Source organism: Flavivirga eckloniae (assembly GCF_002886045.1).
Classification (GTDB): Bacteria; Bacteroidota; Bacteroidia; order Flavobacteriales; family Flavobacteriaceae; genus Flavivirga; species Flavivirga eckloniae.
The window spans coordinates 4,561,652-4,581,147 of record NZ_CP025791.1; the positions used below are offsets into that span (position 1 = coordinate 4,561,652).

14 protein-coding genes are annotated in these 19,496 nt (G+C 32.9%); 11 read left to right on the forward strand and 3 right to left on the reverse strand.

From position 1 onward, the window contains the following. Positions 1-9: 9 nt before the first annotated feature. The 5 genes from C1H87_RS18765 (at position 10) to C1H87_RS18785 (ending at position 7,060) form a co-directional block, all read left to right on the forward strand. Positions 10-1,512 carry a RagB/SusD family nutrient uptake outer membrane protein gene (locus C1H87_RS18765; protein WP_102757289.1) on the forward strand — a complete coding sequence of 501 codons (1,503 nt, stop codon included), beginning with the start codon at positions 10-12 and terminating at the stop codon, positions 1,510-1,512. A 318-nt stretch (positions 1,513-1,830) separates the two neighbouring features. Further along, positions 1,831-4,518 (forward strand): ROK family protein, encoded by a 2,688-nt coding sequence (locus C1H87_RS18770; protein ID WP_102757290.1) that lies wholly within the window; start codon positions 1,831-1,833, stop codon positions 4,516-4,518. An 853-nt stretch (positions 4,519-5,371) separates the two neighbouring features. Then, on the forward strand, positions 5,372-6,394 hold the full coding sequence (locus C1H87_RS18775; RefSeq protein WP_102757291.1) for a hypothetical protein: 1,023 nt from the start codon (positions 5,372-5,374) through the stop codon (positions 6,392-6,394). Positions 6,395-6,410: 16 nt separating this feature from the next. Beyond that, positions 6,411-6,620, forward strand: a complete 210-nt coding sequence (locus C1H87_RS18780; RefSeq protein ID WP_102757292.1) for a hypothetical protein — start codon at positions 6,411-6,413, stop codon at positions 6,618-6,620. Continuing rightward, positions 6,620-7,060, forward strand: a complete 441-nt coding sequence (locus tag C1H87_RS18785; RefSeq protein WP_102757293.1) for a hypothetical protein — start codon at positions 6,620-6,622, stop codon at positions 7,058-7,060. Before C1H87_RS18780 ends, C1H87_RS18785 begins: the two co-directional genes overlap by 1 nt. A 67-nt stretch (positions 7,061-7,127) precedes the next feature. Here the strand turns inward: C1H87_RS18785 and C1H87_RS18790 are convergent, their stop codons facing one another. Then, positions 7,128-7,577 carry a winged helix-turn-helix transcriptional regulator gene (locus C1H87_RS18790; protein ID WP_102757294.1) on the reverse strand — a complete coding sequence of 150 codons (450 nt, stop codon included), beginning with the start codon at positions 7,575-7,577 and terminating at the stop codon, positions 7,128-7,130. A gap of 87 nt (positions 7,578-7,664) precedes the next feature. On the opposite strand from C1H87_RS18790, the gene C1H87_RS18795 reads away from it, so the two are divergent. Further along, a complete protein-coding gene (locus C1H87_RS18795) occupies positions 7,665-8,012 on the forward strand; it encodes a nuclear transport factor 2 family protein (protein ID WP_102757295.1) in 348 nt (115 codons plus the stop codon). Between the two features lie 20 nt (positions 8,013-8,032). On the opposite strand, the gene C1H87_RS18800 is transcribed toward C1H87_RS18795, so the two are convergent. Further along, entirely contained in the window at positions 8,033-8,458 is a 426-nt protein-coding gene (locus tag C1H87_RS18800; protein ID WP_102757296.1) for a winged helix-turn-helix transcriptional regulator, read from the reverse strand. Between the two features lie 106 nt (positions 8,459-8,564). Between C1H87_RS18800 and C1H87_RS18805 the strand changes: the two genes are divergently transcribed. Next, complete coding sequence (locus C1H87_RS18805) at positions 8,565-9,347, forward strand: SDR family NAD(P)-dependent oxidoreductase (protein WP_102757297.1); 783 nt, start codon at positions 8,565-8,567, stop codon at positions 9,345-9,347. 93 nt (positions 9,348-9,440) lie between these two features. Here the strand turns inward: C1H87_RS18805 and C1H87_RS18810 are convergent, their stop codons facing one another. Continuing rightward, positions 9,441-10,307 carry an AraC family transcriptional regulator gene (locus tag C1H87_RS18810; RefSeq protein WP_102757298.1) on the reverse strand — a complete coding sequence of 289 codons (867 nt, stop codon included), beginning with the start codon at positions 10,305-10,307 and terminating at the stop codon, positions 9,441-9,443. Positions 10,308-10,460: 153 nt separating this feature from the next. Here C1H87_RS18810 and C1H87_RS18815 point away from each other — a divergent pair, with 153 nt between their 5' ends. The 4 genes from C1H87_RS18815 (at position 10,461) to C1H87_RS18830 (ending at position 18,272) form a co-directional block, all read left to right on the forward strand. After that, complete coding sequence (locus tag C1H87_RS18815; protein ID WP_102757299.1) at positions 10,461-11,162, forward strand: RraA family protein; 702 nt, start codon at positions 10,461-10,463, stop codon at positions 11,160-11,162. A 580-nt stretch (positions 11,163-11,742) separates the two neighbouring features. Then, positions 11,743-13,647: a glycoside hydrolase family 97 protein gene (locus C1H87_RS18820; protein ID WP_102757300.1), complete on the forward strand. Its 1,905-nt coding sequence runs from the start codon at positions 11,743-11,745 to the stop codon at positions 13,645-13,647. 754 nt (positions 13,648-14,401) lie between these two features. After that, on the forward strand, positions 14,402-15,118 hold the full coding sequence (locus tag C1H87_RS18825; protein WP_158655277.1) for a fibronectin type III domain-containing protein: 717 nt from the start codon (positions 14,402-14,404) through the stop codon (positions 15,116-15,118). 181 nt (positions 15,119-15,299) lie between these two features. After that, on the forward strand, positions 15,300-18,272 hold the full coding sequence (locus C1H87_RS18830; protein ID WP_102757302.1) for a T9SS type A sorting domain-containing protein: 2,973 nt from the start codon (positions 15,300-15,302) through the stop codon (positions 18,270-18,272). The last annotated feature ends 1,224 nt before the right edge of the window (positions 18,273-19,496 follow it).

Sequence of the window (19,496 nt, forward strand, 5' to 3'; positions counted from 1 at the left end):
TAATTTAAAATGAAATTATATAACAAATATATACTGTTTTTAGCGCCACTCATGCTTTTAGCATTTTGGAGTTGTGAGGACTTTTTAGAAGAAGATCCAAATTTTATTACAGAAGGCACATTTTATAAAACAGAAACAGATGCCAGGTTAGCAGTAAATGGAATTTATGAAACCTTAGGAGGAGGTGCTTTTAATAGAAATTGGGAAGGTGTGTACTTTAATAATTATTGGACCGCAGTAGCGTTAATGTCCGATGAAGGTATACCCGGACCACTTAGCTATGATGCGAATTATATGCAGTTGGCAAATTATTCCCTAGGACCAACAAATGCTGTGGTAGCCAATATATGGAGCGATTTTTACACATCAATAAATGCAGCTAATTTGGCCATAGACAATATTCCTAATATTGATATGGATACCAATTTAAAAAGCAGATTGATAGGGGAAGCACGTTTTTTAAGAGGGCTGTTTTATTTTGAACTGGTTAGAATGTATAACCATGTACCATTGCAGTTACATGCTACTACTAGCTTTAATGCAGAATCTTATTTAGCCAGAACACCATCGGATAAGGTTTATGAGCAAATTATAGAGGATCTTACTTTTGCCGAAAACAATTTACCCGAAGAATTTACAGGAAAAGATAAAGGGAGACCAACACTATGGTCTGCAAAAGCATATTTGGCTAAGGTAGCCCTAACACTTGGAAATTGGCAAACAGCGGCCAATAAAACAGAAGAGGTAATGGCTGGACCTTTTGGACTATGGGCAGATTATAAAGAAGCTTTTCTAATAGCTAATAATAATGGTAAGGAGTCTGTATTCTCTATTAATTTCGATAAGGGTACATCTCTGGAATTAATTTGGGAAGGGTCGCACTTAAACTTTAGAACCATGGCGCAAGAGTATAGAGCCATTCCTGGTGCCGGAGGAGCAGATTTAGAAGTACCAACAACTAGGGTTTATGAAGTATTTGATGATTTGGACAGAAGAAAGAGTGTCACTTTTGTAACCGAAGATGTTATTAACGGCGAGAACGTTGTGTTAAGTGGACCACATATTCATAAGTATTGGGACAGAGATGCAGAACCTTCGGGAACTCCAAATACAATTAACGATTTACAGTTAATACGTTATTCAGATATTTTATTAATGCATGCAGAAGCATTAAATGAAATAAATACTGGACCAACTGCAGCTGCATTAAACTCTATTAATCAGGTAAGAGAACGTGCCAGAAATAATGCTGGTACCATTGAAAATACGTTGCCAGATCTTGAAATGACGTTGTCTTATAACCAATTTAAAGAAGCTATTTTGTTAGAGCGTTTTAAAGAGTTTGTTTGGGAAGGACATCGTTGGTTCGATTTAAAACGATTTAATATGTTTACCGAAAAAGTTAACGAGGCCAAACCGGGTTCTGCTGTAAGATCTGATAATGTATATTTTCCAATTCCACAGCGAGAAAGGGACACCAATACCAAGTTAACTCAAAATGACGGCTATTAATAATATTAAAAGTGGATTAATTAATAATTACTGAAGTAAGTTGCGTTTAAATCTGGAAAGTGTACTGAATGTTTTTATAACATTCAGTACGCTTCTATTTAATAATGTAGCTAATCACCATAATTGTTTTAATATGTTAAACTGCATTTATTTCAGTTTTGAAAACGCTCTCATCCTTTTTTAGGATATAAAAATTAAAACATTTAAATAATAGTGAAATAATATAGAAATCTCCAATAATAATTGTGACAAAAACTAATTAAGTGGTGTCTAAATTTAAAACTAACCGAAAACAATAATCATTAGAATAAACGATAGATGAGCAGGAATTTTGCATTAGGAGTTGATATAGGGGGAAGTCATTTAGCAATGGCCATGGTAGATATTAGTAAAAAAAGTATCGTACAACAAACCAAACTTCTTGTCGATATAGATAGTAAGCAAAAAGCGTTACCCATACTTACCATAATAGTTGATACTATAAAAGCATCTATACAAAATTTTGGACACTCTATTTGTGGCATAGGAATTTCTATTCCTGGACCGTTAGACTACGAAAATGGGATTTCGAAAATTTTTAATTGCAACAAGTATGATAAACTACTAGGAGTAGATATTAAATCGTATTTGTACCAACATTTAAGCGATTATATTGACTCGCCTTCGAACATTGTGTTTGAAAACGATGCCAATTGTTTTTTACTAGGAGAAACCTGGCGTAGGGCATTAACAAACAATAACGTAGTTGGTATAACCCTAGGAACAGGCATAGGTTCCGGTTTTATGGCAGAAGGTACCTTAGTTACCAAAACCGATAATGTACCACCAAACGGAGAAGTGTATTGCTTACCCTTTAAAGGGAAAAGAGCAGAAGACTGGCTGGGGACCAATTGGTTTTTAGATACTTATAAAAAAGAATTTTTAAAAGAAGCCGAAAGCGTAAAGCGTATTGCGACACATGCTGAAATTTCGGAAAAATCCAAAGATATTTTCAACACTTTTGGGATACATCTGGGAACATTCTTATCACCATTACTAACCAATTTTAAGGCAGATCATTTAATTATTGGCGGGAATATAGCGAGAAGCTACAAATTATTTAAACCTTCCTTTGAGGCATGTTTTAGTAATGGTATGCCAGAAGTTTCAATTTCTAGCGACACAGAAGAGTCGGCTATTTTAGGTGCCGTACAACAGCTTATTACTAAATCTACAGAAGCACGTAAAAAAAGAAGACACAGTAGTCAATTCCTAATGCCAATAAAGACAGAGGAAGACGATATAAAAGCAGGTTATGACGTTTTTCCATCTTTCGAAATCGACAAAGGAACCATACAACAAGGGTTTAAAAGTTTGGCAAAAGAGCTTGTTAATCATAAATCGGTAGCAATCGATGGGTATTTAGGCGTTTATTGGGATGATTTTATGTACCAACTAACCCAAGAATTAAAACAATTGGGGGTAGAAAGTATTTCTTTTTCAACTCAAGGAGCTTTTAAGAATAGTGAAGAGATAGATGACATGATAGCACCCTTTTTAGGAGGTGACGATCCCGTTTTTGGTAAATTGTTTACAGAAGGTTTAATGGATTTTTTTGATAAAGAAAAGTTTGATAGCCTTGATAAAGAAACAGAGGTTTTAAGCATTTTGTATGGTCCGGGAGCAGCACTGTTTAAAGATTACGACAAGCTTGTATATTTAGATGTACCCAAAAACGAAATACAATACAGGTCGCGTTCTGGAAGTCTATCAAATTTAGGGGCAGCCAAAGTAAGCCCCCCAAAAGAACAATATAAACGTATGTTTTTTATTGACTGGGTTGTGCTAAACAAACATAAATCCCAAATACTTAACAGTATTGACTACATGATAGATGCGCAACACTTTGGTGATATTTCATGGACCACTGGAGATACATTGCGCTGTGGGCTAGATGATATGTCTAAATCTGCATTTCGAGCCCGACCATGGTTTGAGGCTGGTGTATGGGGCGGTCATTGGATGGAAGAACACATTGATGGTCTTTCGGAAGGTTCGGTAAACTATGCCTGGTCTTTCGAATTAATTGCTCCAGAAAACGGAATTGTTTTTTCACACAATGGGCTACGTCTCGAAGTATCTTTTGATACGCTGATGTATCATAACAATAAAGCTGTTTTAGGTGATGCAGCAGAAACATTCGGAAATGAGTTTCCGATACGTTTTGATTATTTAGATACGTTTGAAGGCGATAATTTATCCTTACAATGTCATCCTACACCAGATTTTATGAGAAAAAACTTTGGGGAGCGATTTACACAGGATGAAACTTATTACATTCTAGATGCTAAACCCGAAGCAGAAGTCTATTTAGGGTTTAAAGAAGGCGTTAATAAACAGGAATTTCATAATGACTTGGAAGCAAGCATTGCCTTGGAAGAACCTCTGGATGTTGATAAATACATTCAAAGACATCCAGCGAAAAAACACGACTTGTTTTTAATACCTAATGGTACAATTCATTGCTCAGGAAAAGATAATCTGGTATTGGAAATAAGTAGTACCCCATATATCTATACCTTTAAAATGTACGACTGGCTTCGACTGGATTTAGATGGTAACCCAAGACCGTTAAATATTGAACGGGGTATGGAAAACGTTAATTTAGAATGTCAGGGAGATCGAGTAAAAGAAGAATACATTTCGAAAGAAGCCATTGTTGAATCTGGAAACAACAGTAAAACACTAAGGTTAAGTACCCATCCTAAACATTTTTATGAGGTATTTCGTTATGAATTTCTGGATACAATAACAGTTAACAATAACAATCAATGTCACATTCTAAATTTAGTAGAAGGATCAAAGATTAAGGTCATTACTAAAGATAGAATTATGGTTATAAGCTATGCAGAAACCTTCATTATACCAGCAAATGCAGAAACATACGCCTTGGTTAATCTTGGAGATGCAGAAGCAAAAGTGATACAGTCTAATGTAAAACCTGAGTTTTGCAATACCAGGTTTTAGTACTCAGCTTTACTCCAGAACCATAGCCACTCTTTTTCATTGAATAAAACCCAGAGCAGTTTACAAACATTTTGAAAAGCATAAATTTTCACTCTAGTTATATACTTAATTTATTAGTGAAACTCTATTTTGAAAAGTTGCGAAGCAAAGCATTCAAAATAGTAAGAAGAACTAATCCCGCTTTTTCAGCGGGATCTTAGGTCTAATACCTCGAAGCTTATAAATAATATTTTCAATTGAATGCCTCGTGCGCTTGCCTCGGGGATCATTTACTTTGAAAAAAGCGAGTTTTGAATTTCAATATCTCGCTTTTTTAATAGACAATATTAAAGTGTATTTAGAACATGTTTATGAATTTTTAGATGAGCTATATTACTAGCAATATGAAACGCTCTAAAAACAAAGTTTACAGGCTTTATATGTGAAATATAAATAGTCAAATAAGAATTCATAAACATGTATATACATATACACAAAAATAGTTATCTTTGATTCGAACATAGGGTTTTTCGAATCTATTCGGAATATCTTATCGTCAATTATTTTTTTAGAATACACCTATTTATGGAGTTTTTAATTATCAGTCTTTTAGCCCTTGGCTGTTAGTAAATTTTTTGCGTATACAAATATTACTACATATAAAATTACAGCCCCGAAAAATGATTTACCCAAATCGTTAAGTAACCAGCTATTAGGCTTTTAGTACTATTTCAGAACCTACAATAATCAAACAAAGTAGTTTATTCATTGTTGGCTCTGGTAGGTCTTCATTCACTAGAGAATACATTAGTGTATTTTAAATAACAACAATAAAGTAGTTAGTAATTATATAATGAAATAAACATTAAACAATATGGGGAACCAAAAGCTGGAGAACAAAAATATATGCTTATTAGGCAATTATTTTAGTCTTCGCGGTTTAAAATCAATTAGAAAAGATATAGTAACAGCAGGCGGTATACTTATAAAAGCACCAAGATATGCCGATATAATATTTATTGGAACAAGATTAGAAAGGAAACATTGCAAGCTTTTACAGGGGATTAAAAGCAATGTAGAAGTTTACTTTGAATTTGAGCTTCTAAAAATTGTAGGTAGAGAAGAATTGCTCCCGAAAACCCAGGGGATATTCGAAGGCGTAGCATATCGCATTTACGACATGGTACGAGAATTAATATACCATGAAAATATTGATATTCATCAATTTAAAATGCTTCCCTTCAAACAAGATAATTCAAAAGATACGGATACAAATAAATTAAGTGAATGGAAAGATAAAGCTGGTATAAGCGATTCCATGCTTAGTTTTTTTGGAAACATTGATAGCCTTAATTTACTATGGTCGTTTAAAGATAACCCTAACCAAAATTCATTTTATAGAAGTGACGTATTAAAACAAAAAGACTCAGGTTGGTATGTTAACGATTTAGAGTACGATGGCAGTATAAGAATTATGCCTTTAGATATTATGTTTGGAAGCTATGCCAAATATAATTGGGCAGATTTACACCCAGTAACCGGAGAGCAATTAAATGTTTATTTAAACCAGCTTACAGGAGAACCTTTAGAGGCCGACCTTAAAATGTTAGATTATTTTTCTGAACGTAACATGATGGCTATACAGTGCCTTCCTAAAAAAGAAGATGCCATTTTACTGTTTGGAGATAATAATGGGGGCGCTTTTGATAGCTATATACCCACAACATTCCAATCTTACATTGAAATGATACTAAACACTTATGGCTCTGTAAATGCAAGGAGGCAGTTTTACTCCAATGGTTTTCAAAAAAATGATAAATATAAACTTTTGGAAAAGCCCAAGTCTTATTGGGAAAGGAGAAAGAGGTTTTCTCTGAACCAAAATAAATTTATCTAAACACATTATATTTTAAATGATTAACGGATTTATTCTACTTATACTTTCCATATACATATGGTTTGGAACTTTAAAACAACCAGCAGAACAATCCAGTTCAGGTTTTATTTTTATTTGGAAAAAGATTTTTGGTGTAAAAGGATACGTTATTACAGCAAAAATTATAGCAGTGCTGGTTTTGCTTGCCGCCTTGTCTGAGTTTTATAAACATTTTGGACTTAATTAATGGAAAAGATTAATACCCTATTACTGCTGGTGTTTTTTCTACTTAACTCTTGCTCCTCAACACCAGAGTTTGTAAAATTAGAAGATTTATGCTCTGAAGCTTACTGGGGAGAGACTATTGTTACAGAAGGGACTCTGTATTTACCATTGAATAAAACCAACAATAAAGTAGGATTTACTATTGGGATTAAAGATGAGATTACAGGTGTTAAGATGCCAAACTTAAAAATTTTCGCTTCGGTAGACGAAACAAAGAATTGTATGCGATACCTCCCTATTTCTTATTCGGAAATGGATGTTAAAGTATTCGATAATAACGGCGAAGTTATAGCGTTTGGAGATAGAATTAGGGTAACTGGGAGCATTGGCGGAGCCGATCAAGACCTTTGTGATTTATGGGTAGAAAAGCTGGAAAAAATAAATAAAGATCGCAAAGAATAATAATAGAGGTCATAGCAAAATATCATTTACATTAATCATCAGGCGATTGTTCTATTAAATTTTATAACTAACAATAGTTCTTAGCATCAAAACTTCTAACAGAAGCTATAATTTCTTTAAGAAAAGCATCCTTATCTGTTACGATTCTGTGAATTACTGTACGCATCGTTTTAGAATCCTGATTGGAAATTTGTAGAGAATTATCAAAATTAAAACCAAAAACCATCATTTCCAGTATAATAGGGATGATACCAATACCTTTTTCGGTAAGCGTATATACTTTTTTAGTTTTTTGTAGCTCATATTTTTTACTGACTAAAAAACCTTGAGATTCCAGCATTTTTAGCCTATCGGATAAAACGTTGGTAGCAATACCTTCACCACCTTCTAAAAACTCGTTATAAAAACGAAACCCTCTAAAAACGATATCTCTAATAATTAATAATGTCCATTTATCCCCAAGGATGTCTAAAGCTCGACTTATTGGGCACTCAGACCTTTTAGTAATTTTTTTCATAATCACTTGTTTTTTGCAAGTTAATGTATATATTTGTATCACTTGCTTTTTGCAAGTAACAAATATAATTATAAAAAAATAAAGATTATGACTAAACCATTAGAAGTAGTAGAAAGCTTTTTTAAAGCCATTAACGCAGGAGATTTTAATTTAGCCAAACAATTCATGACAGACAATCATGAATACCATGGCCCTATGTTTTCAACAACTAGCCCAGAAGATTATTTTGAGAAATTAGAGGCTTTTAAAATGGAATTCGCTGTAGAAACACAAGATATGTTGGTAGCAGACCATGCTGTAACCCATGTAGCCATTCTAAAAGTATTATCGCCAGTACAGGCTAGCATACCCACTTGCGAAGTATTTAAAATTAAAGAAGAAAAGATCGAAAAACAGTACTTTTATTTCGATACAGCTTTGTTTCCAAAAGGGTAACTGGTTAAAAGAATACGGTATTACTTATTAGAAATCTTCTTGTATTCTTTTAGCAGAGAAACACTTATTTTCTCTTGTAGAGCTTTACCGCCTTCAACAAGATCTTTAACGTGCTTTTTATTCTTATCCGATACCGGTCTATGCTTAACACTCCACTGAGCAATTTCTATCATTACAGGGATTAAATCGATACCTTTTTTAGTAAGCGTATATACATTCTTTTGTTTGTGATGATCGTCTTTGCTCTTTATAATAATGCCCAATTCTTCTAGTTTATTTAATCTGTTGGTTAAAATATTACTCGCAATTTTTTCATCAGACTCTCGCATTTCATTAAAATAACGCTTTCCATCAAACATAATATCCCTAATAATCAATAAAGTCCATTTATCACCGAATACTTCTAAAGCTTGATTAATAGGGCATTGGGATTTACTGTCTTTCATTTTAACTAATTTTATTTTAAAACTAGTTGCAAAAAACAATTAGTTTTATATATTTGTCTAGTTGCTTTTTGCAACCAGTCAAATATACCACTTAAAATTATAAAAAATGAAAAGTCAATTATTAAAAAACAAAAACGCACTTGTTTTTGGGGCTAAAGGCTCCACAGGCATAAAAGTTGCAGAAGCATTAAAAGAAAACGGAGCTAATATATACCTGTCGGATATCAATGTAGATGGTATAGAAACCTCAGACTTAGGGGAAATACGCCAGTTAGATACATTGGATGAAGACGCCGTAAACCAGTATTTTAATTGGTTTAAAAGCGAAAATGTTTCTGTAGATATTGTGATTAATCTTAGTACGTCTAACCCGGCAGATTTTAATCATGGTAAACCGGCCATGGAGGTTTCTTTAGAACAATTCATGATGCCCTTGTACAGTACAACAGCCTCACAATTTGTAACAGCAAAAGCAGCTTACCCGATAATGTCTAAGCAAAAAAAAGGTGTCATTATTTTTATAACATCAACATTAGCAAAAGTTGGTTCACCATGGAGTGCCGCTTTAACAGCTTCTCATGCCTCCACAGAAGGTTTACTTAAGAGTTTGGCCAATGAGTGGGGAGCAGATGGGGTAAGGGTTATAGGGGTACGCTCTGAAGCTATGCCAGATTCACCAACCATAGATTACACATTTACTACCATGGGAAAAAATATGGATATGAGTAGAAACGAAATGCAAGGATTTATAGAACAAAACAAAACAGCATTAAAAAGGCTTCCATCTACCAAGGAAACGGCAAATGTAGTGGTATTGGCCGCTTCAGATTTAGCAGGTTATATGACGGGAACTATACTTAACCATTCAGGAGGTCATATATTGGAGTAATCTCCATATAAGCTTAGGGAAGTATAAAACCATATACGAATTCGGGTAACGTTAAGACGTTAATCTCTTAATGTTGTCCGAATTCTTAGTTCATCACGTAGTCTCTATATTTTTTCGGTACTCCAAAGGTTTTACCTGTTTAAACTTCTTAAAAACCCTAATAAAATGAGACACATTATTAAAACCGCTGCTAAATGCAATCTCCGTTATGCTTTTAGAAGTTTCTTGCATTAATTTACAAGCCTGAGCAATTTTAAGCTCGTTTACAAATTCCTTATACGTTTTTCTTGTATGCTTCTTAAAATAACGGCAAAAAGCATTGGGTGAGAGATGTGCCAGTGCACTAATATCCTGTAATGTAATATGTTCTTTATAGTTTTGCAATGTATATTCGAAAATAGCATTCAATCTATCCAAATTTTGAGAGCTCATATTGGCTAATGTGTGCGTCTTGCATAACGTTTCTTTATGTTCTGTGTTAGCCATAAATTCCAAAAGATCGATTAAAAGGCTTATTCGTTTTGCTCCGTTGGAATTTACCAAATCTAGAAGCATTTGTTTTAAAACAGGTTTGGCATTTTTCAAAAATTTAATGCCGTGTTCCGCCTTTTTAATAAACTGTTTAATACGTTGTAATTCGTAAAGGTTGAATAACGAACCTGCAAAATCCGGCTTAAATTGAATTACAATGGCTTGTGCTTTGTAATTAGGGTCTCCTTGAAAATACGCTACGTCGTTTATCCAACAATGAGGTAGCTGGGAGCCAACTAATACAGCATCATCAACATTAAAAGGTTCAATGCTATCACCAACAAATCGAGTTCCGCTACTTTTTAAAACATAAGTAAACTCCAACTCTTCATGGAAATGGAATGGATTATAAAAATTTGGAGTTGTTTCCATAGATACCCGAAAAGAATAATCTCCATGCTTAGGAACTTGAATTAAAATTGGTTTCATAATGTTGCAAAATATGCATTGTAAAGTTAATAAAACTATATAAAAACGCTACACAATGGTAATTTTATGTTATTTCTGGTTAATTATAGAAGATTTTTAAGTGTAATTATTCTATAATTTTGACATAAACAATTAATATAAGACATAAAAGTTATGAGTAAGCCACTTTGGAAAAACGATACAGAGTTATTTGAGATAGCTAAAAAAGAATTATTTGTAGCCTTAGTAGGGGATGTACTAGATCAATTAGAGTATACACATCAATTCGTAGGCCAGCAAATAAAACCAGTATCAGACGATATGGTAGTAATAGGAAGAGCTAAAACTGTGGTTGAGTGCGATATAGATAAAATTCCTCAAAGCATGATTAGAAACAATAAAAAAATCGCAGAACCATTCGGTATTATGTTTGAAGCATTGGATAGTTTAAAAGAGAACGAAGTATACATTTGCGACGGGGGTTCTCTTGATTATGCGCAATGGGGAGGATTAATGAGTACACGTGCTCTGTATTTAAAAGCTGTGGGAGCCGTTGTTAACGGATACCACCGAGATACAAATGAAATTTTAAGATTAAAGTTCCCTACTTTTAGTCATGGAGCCTATGCACAAGATCAAGGACCAAGAGGAAAAGTAATCGATTATGATTGCCCAATTACTTTTAATGGCATTCCCGTACACCCAGGCGATGTGGTTTTTGGAGATAGAGATGGCGTAGTTATAGTACCGAAAGATATGGTAGAACCTGTGTTTATAGGGGCTATTGAAAAAGCAAGAGGCGAAAAAAGCGTATTAAAAGCATTGCAGGACGGTATGAGTACCGAAGATGCTTTTAATCATTTTGGTATCATGTAATAACAATCTTAAAAATTTGAGTAAGTATTTTACAGAGATGGTTTAACCTTCATATATCCTAATTTAAATGCATGAGTAACAGTTCATTTAGTTCTCTACGCATTTTCTTATAAAATGAACAAAATATAATACCATTAAGAACATTTTAGGTGATAATAAGTTAAATAAAGTTTCTCAAGTTTGTATAGTAGAAAAATAATAATATAAAGAATGGATTTTAGATACAATATGTATTGGTTGAAAAATCCAGGAAATGATAAATTATTAAAAACTACGTACTGATTATAGCCCTAATTATTGTGCACCCCTATTCAATACATTATTGAATAGGGGTGTTTCTTGTTAAGGGTATAGTAATATATATAAAGTATATTGTAAACGATGGCTGATTTGTAGCTTTATTTATTAGTATTATTAACCAATTTTGAACGAATTATAGCTGTATAAAGAAATATTTGCCCTCTTAACAAGTAGTGTTGGGATGGTATATTTGTAATCGATACAGAAATATGATGTTAGAAAAATGATATAATTCGTGAAACATGATTTTTATAAAAACAATTAAATTTTCCTAAATATAATGAACAAAACGTATTTAAGTTTTAAAGGTAGAAATAGCCTGATACTTTTAATATTACTAGCCATGGTGGTTAGTTCTTGCGCCGAGAAGAAAAAAAGTGTAGAAGTTAATAGCCCAAATGGCAACTATAATGTATCGCTTAAAATCGACGAAAATCAGAAACTATTTTATAGCGTAAATTACAAAGGAGAACAAGTCATTGCTCCATCAGCATTAGATGCAGGGATACCAAGCGAAGTTCAAGATGTTGAAATAGATTATGTTAACACAACAAGTGTAGATACAAGTTGGGCACCAGTTTACGGAGAGAGAAATTTATATCCAGACAAATACAAGGAGTCTCTAGTGGTTTTAAAAGGCGATGGTGCTAATTTTAATCTAAGAATTAGAGCCTACGATGAAGGTATAGCATTTCGTTATGAATTTCCAAAATATAGAGGAACAATAGAGCAAGAGAATACAGAGTTTACACTTCCAGAGGGGGCTACAGTATGGGCTTCAAAGGTAGCTCAAGCTAAAATTAAAAAATTAAAAATCTCAGAGATAGATACCATAGTTGAAAGACCTTTATTGGTTGAATTAAAAAACTCTCTGTTTGCAGCCATAGGAGAAGCAGGATCGGTAGATTATTCAAGAATGAAATTTATATTAAAGCCAGGTCACTCCAGTACACTAGTCTCAAAGCTGGATAGTCTGGTGGATATTAGTGATACTGTAACCAAAACGCCTTGGAAGTTTGTTATGGCAGGTGAACGTCCATCACAACTATTAGAAAATAACTATTTGCTCCTTAATTTAAATGAGCCTAACAAAATAGAGGATACATCGTGGATTAAACCAGGTAAAATAATAAGAGAATCTACACTTACAACAAAAGGAGGTATAGCCTGTGTAAATTTTGCCGAAAAACATAATCTGGAATATATTGAGTTTGACGCAGGTTGGTATGGTAATGAATATGATGTAGCATCTGATGCTACAACAGTAACAGTAGACCCAAGACGTTCTAAAGGACCGTTGGATTTAAAAGGAATTGTTGAATACGCCAAAAGTAAAGATATTGGAGTTATTTTATATGTAAATAGAAGGTCTTTGGAAAAACAAATAGATGACGTATTGCCTCTATTAAGCTCTTGGGGAATAAGTGGTGTTAAGTATGGTTTCGTTAATGTAGGATCGCAAAAATGGACAAGTTGGTTACATGATGCGGTTAGAAAAGCTGCAGATAATAAGTTGATGGTTGATGTGCATGATGAATACAGACCAATGGGGTATTCAAGAACCTATCCTAATTTAATGACCCAGGAAGGGATTCGAGGCGATGAAGAATCACCCAAAAACTCAATGGTTTTAAATACCTTGTTTACCAGAATGATAGCTGGTGCAGGAGATCAAACCAATTGCTACTTTGCACCTCGTGTTACAGAAAAAATGGGATCTCATGTGTCGCAATTGGCTAAATCTGTTTGCATTTATAGCCCTTGGCAATTTTTATATTGGTACGATAGACCAGAAGGTTCTGTAGCTGACGAAGAAGGAGCTGGTGGAACTAAAGAATTTATTAAAGAAGTACCAGAATTGGCTTTTTATGATGCATTACCTACGGTGTGGGATGATACAAAAATAATAGATGGTTATCCAGGCGAATATGGTATTGTAGCCAGACGAAGTGGAAATGATTGGTTTGTAGGTGCTTTAACTGGGGTAAAAGGACGTCAAATGAATATTTCTTTAAACTTTCTGGATAAAAATAAGGACTATGAGGTTACAATTTATTCAGATGATAAAAATAGCACTTCCGTAACTAAAGTAAATATAGAAACCAGAAAAGTTAATTCCAGTGATGTAATAAAGCACCAGATGTTAAAACAAAATGGACTAGCCTTACATATACGGGCCCTGTAATCAATTAGGGTAAAGGAACCTCAATAGGTTTTTATTCATGGTTTTAGGTATTTCACCTTCTATACATACTTGATTGTACATTATTTAATATATGTGGCTGTTGCACAACCTTATGAATTGTTAAAAAACATATTCCTTGAATTTATTAAAACTATAACCATTTGATTTATTCTGAATAATGAGCTGTGCAACAGTCATATTATAATACCTTAAAACTTAGATAAAGGATAAAACAGAGAGAACATTAGCTTTAGTGTTAGTGATATCCTACTTGCTAAGTTTTTATATCAAAACAATAATTTAATAAGTGATTTGCTTAGGGGATAATACAATCTAATTTATACAATTAAGTAAATGTATTTGCAAGAAGGGAGTGCATAAAAATTAGTAAAAAAAGTGTTTTATATGTCTTTTAATAAGAAGGTTGACTAAAAAGATGATTGGTTTGCTTTCTTCGGTAATATGTCGATAAAACCAAATATTATTCGATCTAATGAAAAAAACACAGGATAAAGTATGTGTGCCTGTAAGTATAATACTTCTTTTAAAAAAAATGAACAGTTTGTACCCCTAATATGAAAGTTATATATGAATTGGAACTTCATTATTCATTTAGTTTTGTTTCTATGATTATTTCATAGTTTAAGATATAAACATGTGTTAATTTATAATTAAGGACAACTATATTTTAAATAATTGTAAATATTAAAAATTTAAGCTAATAAACAATATGATTAAAAATGAAAAAATAATTATGAAAAAAATTTTACTTTTTACAATAATCGGATTCGTTATAGTAGCCTGTGGAGGCGATAGTGGAGGGGTTCCAGGTCCAAACCCAGACCCAGACCCGGATCCGGGAGCAAATAATGCTCCAACAATACCGGTTTTATCAGAACCTAGTAACAATTTATTGTGTATAGATAATAATCTATCATTTAATTGGACGGCTTCAAGCGATGCAGACGGTGATAGTGTAAAATATACTATTGAAGTTTCATCAGATTCAGAATTTACGCAAATAACGCATAGCATTAGTGGTCTTACCTCTACAAATAGAACCATAATAATGGAAAGGAATAAAGCGTATTATTGGAGAGTCAAAGCCATTGATAGCAAGAACGCATCTAGTGACTTTTCATCTATATTTCAATTTTATACAGAAGGTTTTGGCGAAGAAAATCATTTACCATTTGCTCCTAAATTATTTAAACCAGAGTTAAGTTCTACCGTTCAAGGAAATTCGGTATTGTTAGGCTGGGGGGCAACAGATGTAGATAAAGATAGTTTAACCTTCGATGTATATTTAGATACTAACCCATCTCCAACAACTAAAATACTAAGTGACCACCCGAGTAAAGATTATGTGGTATCCAATTTGGCTGCTGGAACTTATTATTGGAAAGTAGTTGCCAAAGATGGCAAAGGAGGTGTAACCATAGGTCAAATATGGAGTTTTAATGCTAACTAGCTAAAACTTTCTCAAATTAAAAAAAGAAAAGAATTATTTATATGTATACCATAATTCTTTACAAAAAAGGGAACGAAGAATATTTACTTATTAAATGCTAGGATTAGTTTACGGCAAATTTAAGGAGGTATTTGGACCTATTTTAATTAACTAATTTTTATTGAAATTTAGATTTAATTTTATGAAAAAACTAAAAAAAATACAACTATATATCCCATTGGTAGGACTATTATTTTGCGCGAGTATTAGTATTAATGCTCAAGATTTATATGTCGCTACCAATGGTAATGACAGTAATGATGGATCCATAAATAATCCATTAGCGACTATAATTGGAGCCAGAGACAAAGCAAGAAGTACTGGAGCAAAAAACATTTATATTAGAGGTGGTCGATACTATTTTGACACTACTTGCACACTGGATTCTCAAGATAACGGAATATCTTTTAGTGGTTATCAAGATGAAAGAGTAATTATGGATGGTAGTAAGTTTATAAACCCAACAGGTTTTGAGATTGTAACTGCCAATAGTTTATTAGGCAAATTGCATGATAATGCTAAAGGTAAGGTGTACTCCAGAATAATTACAGATGAAGAGATAAAAGCTTTTTTAGAGAAAGATAATTCGCAAATTTCCATAGACGATAAAATGGGAACGTTAGCAAGATTTCCTAATGTAGGTTTTGCTCATATGGATCGTTTCTCGGTTATAGGTGAGACCGTTAATGAACAAGGGTCTGTTTCAGATCCTAAAGGACCGGAATTTCAACTTCACGAAACTATTGATGCGGCAAAATGGAATGCAGAGTTAGGCAGATTGAGAAAAATGAAAGCTCAAGGGTATTATTCTGCAGACTGGTTTAAAGAAGGTAGCTATGTAAACTCAGTTAGTTCATCAGGGACGATAAAACTTCAAAATGGATCCAGATATGGTGTTCAAGGTGGAGGTACAGACATTCACCGTTTGTTTTTTTTCAATCTATTATGTGAATTGGATGAGCCTGGAGAGTGGTATTATGATTCTACAGATTCTCGCTTATATTTATGGCCATTAGAATCGATTACTGATAATTCAGCAATTGGTGTTTGGGCAGGACCTCAATGTTTTGAGATAGAAGATGGACAAGATATTACCATTGAAAAAATGACGATTCAAAATATCGGATCTGGTGTTAACGGTCAAGGGGCTATCAATGTAATTGGAACTAGTAGAAATATATTGATTGCTGGTATTACATTTAGGTATATAGCTGTACCACTAACATCTGTAAACTTGTGGCATGATGTAAAAGATAGTAAAGTGTTAAGTTGCGATTTTTATGACGTATCGAATAATAGTAGATTGTATGGGGGGAAAATAAGTCCTACATCTGTTGAATATGGAAATAACACTATTGAGAATTGTCACTTTACTCAGGTTTATTCTAAAGATTTTTATGGTAAAGCATGCGGCATTTCAGGAGCAGGAAATATCTTTAAAAATAACTTGATTCATAATATGAATGGTCAACCTGTAACACACGCAGGTGTAGATCATATTATGGAACTTAATGAAGCCTTTAATGTAGGGATTGAAGAAGGTGATGGAGGTGCCTTTTATACAGGAGCAACAGTGTGGTCCTTTGGAAATAAAATAAGACATAATTTTGTCCATCACATTATGAGTATTCCTGAGTTATTAGGAAGAGCCTCTTTTTTCTCTGATGATTTAGATGCCGGAGAAGAAGTTTATGAGAATATAACTTATAAAGGAGGTTGGGAATCTCTTAAAATGAATACAGGAGGAGGTCATACAGTTTCTAGAAACGTAGTTTTAGAAGCTTACAGAGGTATTAGAAATGGTGATTCGAATTCCGGTAACTACAATTCAATGGTAAGTTTCTTAACTACTAACCCTACCGTAAACGAAAAAGGCAATCAATTTGGTAGAATGTTAAATACAATTGGTGTTTCTGGTTGGGAAAATACCGTTAATGCCGATAATTGGACAGATTTAGTAAATGATTTTTGGTATCAGCGTTACCCAAGAATGAAAGAACTTTTTGAAGCATATAATACTAATAATACCATTAAACCTTACGCTACTAATTATGATGATAATATGTTTTATGGTAATGTCGTAGATATTTTGGGTGGTACAGCAGAAACAAGAACAGGAAATCAAGATATAACATTAGATATATTTGAAAACCCTAGTGCACTAAATTTTAAATTTAAAGAACCAAGACCTGGTTATGCACCTAATATCCCATTTGAAAGTATTGGATTGTATCTGGATGCTTATAGATGTGCTGTACCTGACAAAAATGAATATCGCTCAAATATAAAACAACGATTTGATGGACAGGCAACTCATGAGAACGATGCTGTTTACGATTTTAATACTATTAATGAAAGATTGTACTATAATTCTGGAGCCGTAGTTTATAAGTTAGTACCATGTTCAGGAGCCATAGAAGAAAAGGGAGATGACACTTATACTGTAAAAGCAATAGGTGAAACTTGTATAGATAAAGCTAACGGACAAATAAAAATTCAAGCAAAAAATATTGGTACATACGTAGCAAACTTAGATGGTGGAGCCGATATTAATTTTACAGGAGAGTGGACTATAGAAGATTTAACTCCGGGTACTTATGAGTTATGTGTTACTAATACAGCAAACAGTGCTACTCAGTGTTATGGATTAGAGATAGAAGCAGGAGCAGTAGTAACATGGAAAACAACTACAAGATCTGGGAAACTAGCTGTTGAGATTTCTGAGGGAACAGCACCTTACAATGTGTTTGTAAATGATGAAATGGTTTTACAAACCTACGCATCGGCCTTTTCTGTAGATGCTAAGTATGGCGATGTAGTAGAAGTAAAAACAAGTGTTGATTGTGAAGGTGTGCTTACTAAAACCATGGACGGTATAGTTTCAGTATCTCCCAATCCAACAAAAGGTGAATTTAAAATAGCATTGTCAATGCCACTTAAAGATGTAACCGTAGATATATATAATGTGTTTTCACAATTAGTTTCATCAAAAGTTTATCCAGTTAATAATGGCCAGGTGCAATTAGATATCAATGGAGCTCCATCAGGTATTTATTTCGCAACCATAAACATGGGAGGCAAAAAACCTAAAATTTTAAAAATAATTAAGAATTAAAATGATATGTAGTAGAAGAAAAAAACAACTACATATTTTTAACCGTAAATAAAAAAACAATCAGGTAATTATTTTTACTATTGTTGTTAATAAATATAAACCTATGGGCATATACTGCTCATAGGTTTTTTTGTTTGCATAAAGTATAGTTTTTCCGTGTATTAAATATTTGGTGAAATAAAATACTATTTTTTAAATTATCCAATCCACAATTTATAGTTTCTAACTCGATTTACTTGCGAGGTTATTAGTCTAAAATCAGTAAATTAACGGGAGTTTTAATAGTTGTTGATTTCTAATTATAGTTACATTAAAAACAACCCTAAAGGCCCTCAAGGGGACAATTTTACTGAGAGAGATTCCCTCGAGGGAGGATTAAGGAGGGTGTGTTTAAATACAAAATACTTTATAAGTATAACAATCAGTACTTTACAATGAAGTTAAATCGAGTTAAATTATATATCAAATACCAGTTTAAATCTTTCGACTTTAGTTTATACTGGGTTCATAAAAAGTACTTTAGAAACTTTTACAGCTTAACCGATAATATATTTTTTACTTCTTTATTCTCCAGATCAGATTCCATAACTAAAAGAATACCGTTTGTTAATTAATCAAGCTCACATTTTTAATAAAATAAAAGACTTCTCATACAAAAAACGACTCTATTATTTCAAGAAAATTTTTATTAGAAATTGAATAAAAACTATTAGTTAAAGGTTCTTAAAAGTAATTCTGCTAAGGAAGCTAAATAAAAAGGGAATAAAAGTAAGTTATTTCTTGTAATTGTATTATTTTGAACATTTTATACTCCTTTTAGAACATTTTGGGTGCGTAAATATGCTATAAAGTTTGTGATATTTACAAGAGATTAATCTATTAATAGGCCTCAATTTTTAACTATAATTAACTAAACATTTAAGACTAAAAATCATGAAAAAAAAATACTTTTATTTACAACAGTTTTATCGGCTGTTACAATTAATATACTCAATTTTTTAATTTCGATTTTGCTACTCCTTAGATTGCAGTGCAACCTGGTTTTAATCGAGTAACAGAAACTATTTTATATGCAGATCTGGATCGGTAAAAAGTGATTTTGTATTTACTTATCTCAATCTATTTACAAAAGAAGAAATAAAAAATGGCTCTGCGGAGCTAAAGTTAATAGTATAAATCTACTCTGTTAGGTACTGTATGACATAGTATCTTCTCAAGAAGTTA

Excerpts from the sequence above, each read along its gene's own strand:
- C1H87_RS18765 (WP_102757289.1), top strand. The coding sequence starts at position 10 with ATGAAATTATATAACAAATATATACTGTTTTTAGCGCCACTCATGCTT.
- C1H87_RS18770 (WP_102757290.1), top strand. The coding sequence starts at position 1,831 with ATGAGCAGGAATTTTGCATTAGGAGTTGATATAGGGGGAAGTCATTTA.
- C1H87_RS18775 (WP_102757291.1), top strand. The coding sequence starts at position 5,372 with ATGGGGAACCAAAAGCTGGAGAACAAAAATATATGCTTATTAGGCAAT.
- C1H87_RS18780 (WP_102757292.1), top strand. The coding sequence starts at position 6,411 with ATGATTAACGGATTTATTCTACTTATACTTTCCATATACATATGGTTT.
- C1H87_RS18785 (WP_102757293.1), top strand. The coding sequence starts at position 6,620 with ATGGAAAAGATTAATACCCTATTACTGCTGGTGTTTTTTCTACTTAAC.
- C1H87_RS18790 (WP_102757294.1), bottom strand. The coding sequence starts at position 7,577 with ATGAAAAAAATTACTAAAAGGTCTGAGTGCCCAATAAGTCGAGCTTTA.
- C1H87_RS18795 (WP_102757295.1), top strand. The coding sequence starts at position 7,665 with ATGACTAAACCATTAGAAGTAGTAGAAAGCTTTTTTAAAGCCATTAAC.
- C1H87_RS18800 (WP_102757296.1), bottom strand. The coding sequence starts at position 8,458 with ATGAAAGACAGTAAATCCCAATGCCCTATTAATCAAGCTTTAGAAGTA.
- C1H87_RS18805 (WP_102757297.1), top strand. The coding sequence starts at position 8,565 with ATGAAAAGTCAATTATTAAAAAACAAAAACGCACTTGTTTTTGGGGCT.
- C1H87_RS18810 (WP_102757298.1), bottom strand. The coding sequence starts at position 10,307 with ATGAAACCAATTTTAATTCAAGTTCCTAAGCATGGAGATTATTCTTTT.
- C1H87_RS18815 (WP_102757299.1), top strand. The coding sequence starts at position 10,461 with ATGAGTAAGCCACTTTGGAAAAACGATACAGAGTTATTTGAGATAGCT.
- C1H87_RS18820 (WP_102757300.1), top strand. The coding sequence starts at position 11,743 with ATGAACAAAACGTATTTAAGTTTTAAAGGTAGAAATAGCCTGATACTT.
- C1H87_RS18825 (WP_158655277.1), top strand. The coding sequence starts at position 14,402 with ATGAAAAAAATTTTACTTTTTACAATAATCGGATTCGTTATAGTAGCC.
- C1H87_RS18830 (WP_102757302.1), top strand. The coding sequence starts at position 15,300 with ATGAAAAAACTAAAAAAAATACAACTATATATCCCATTGGTAGGACTA.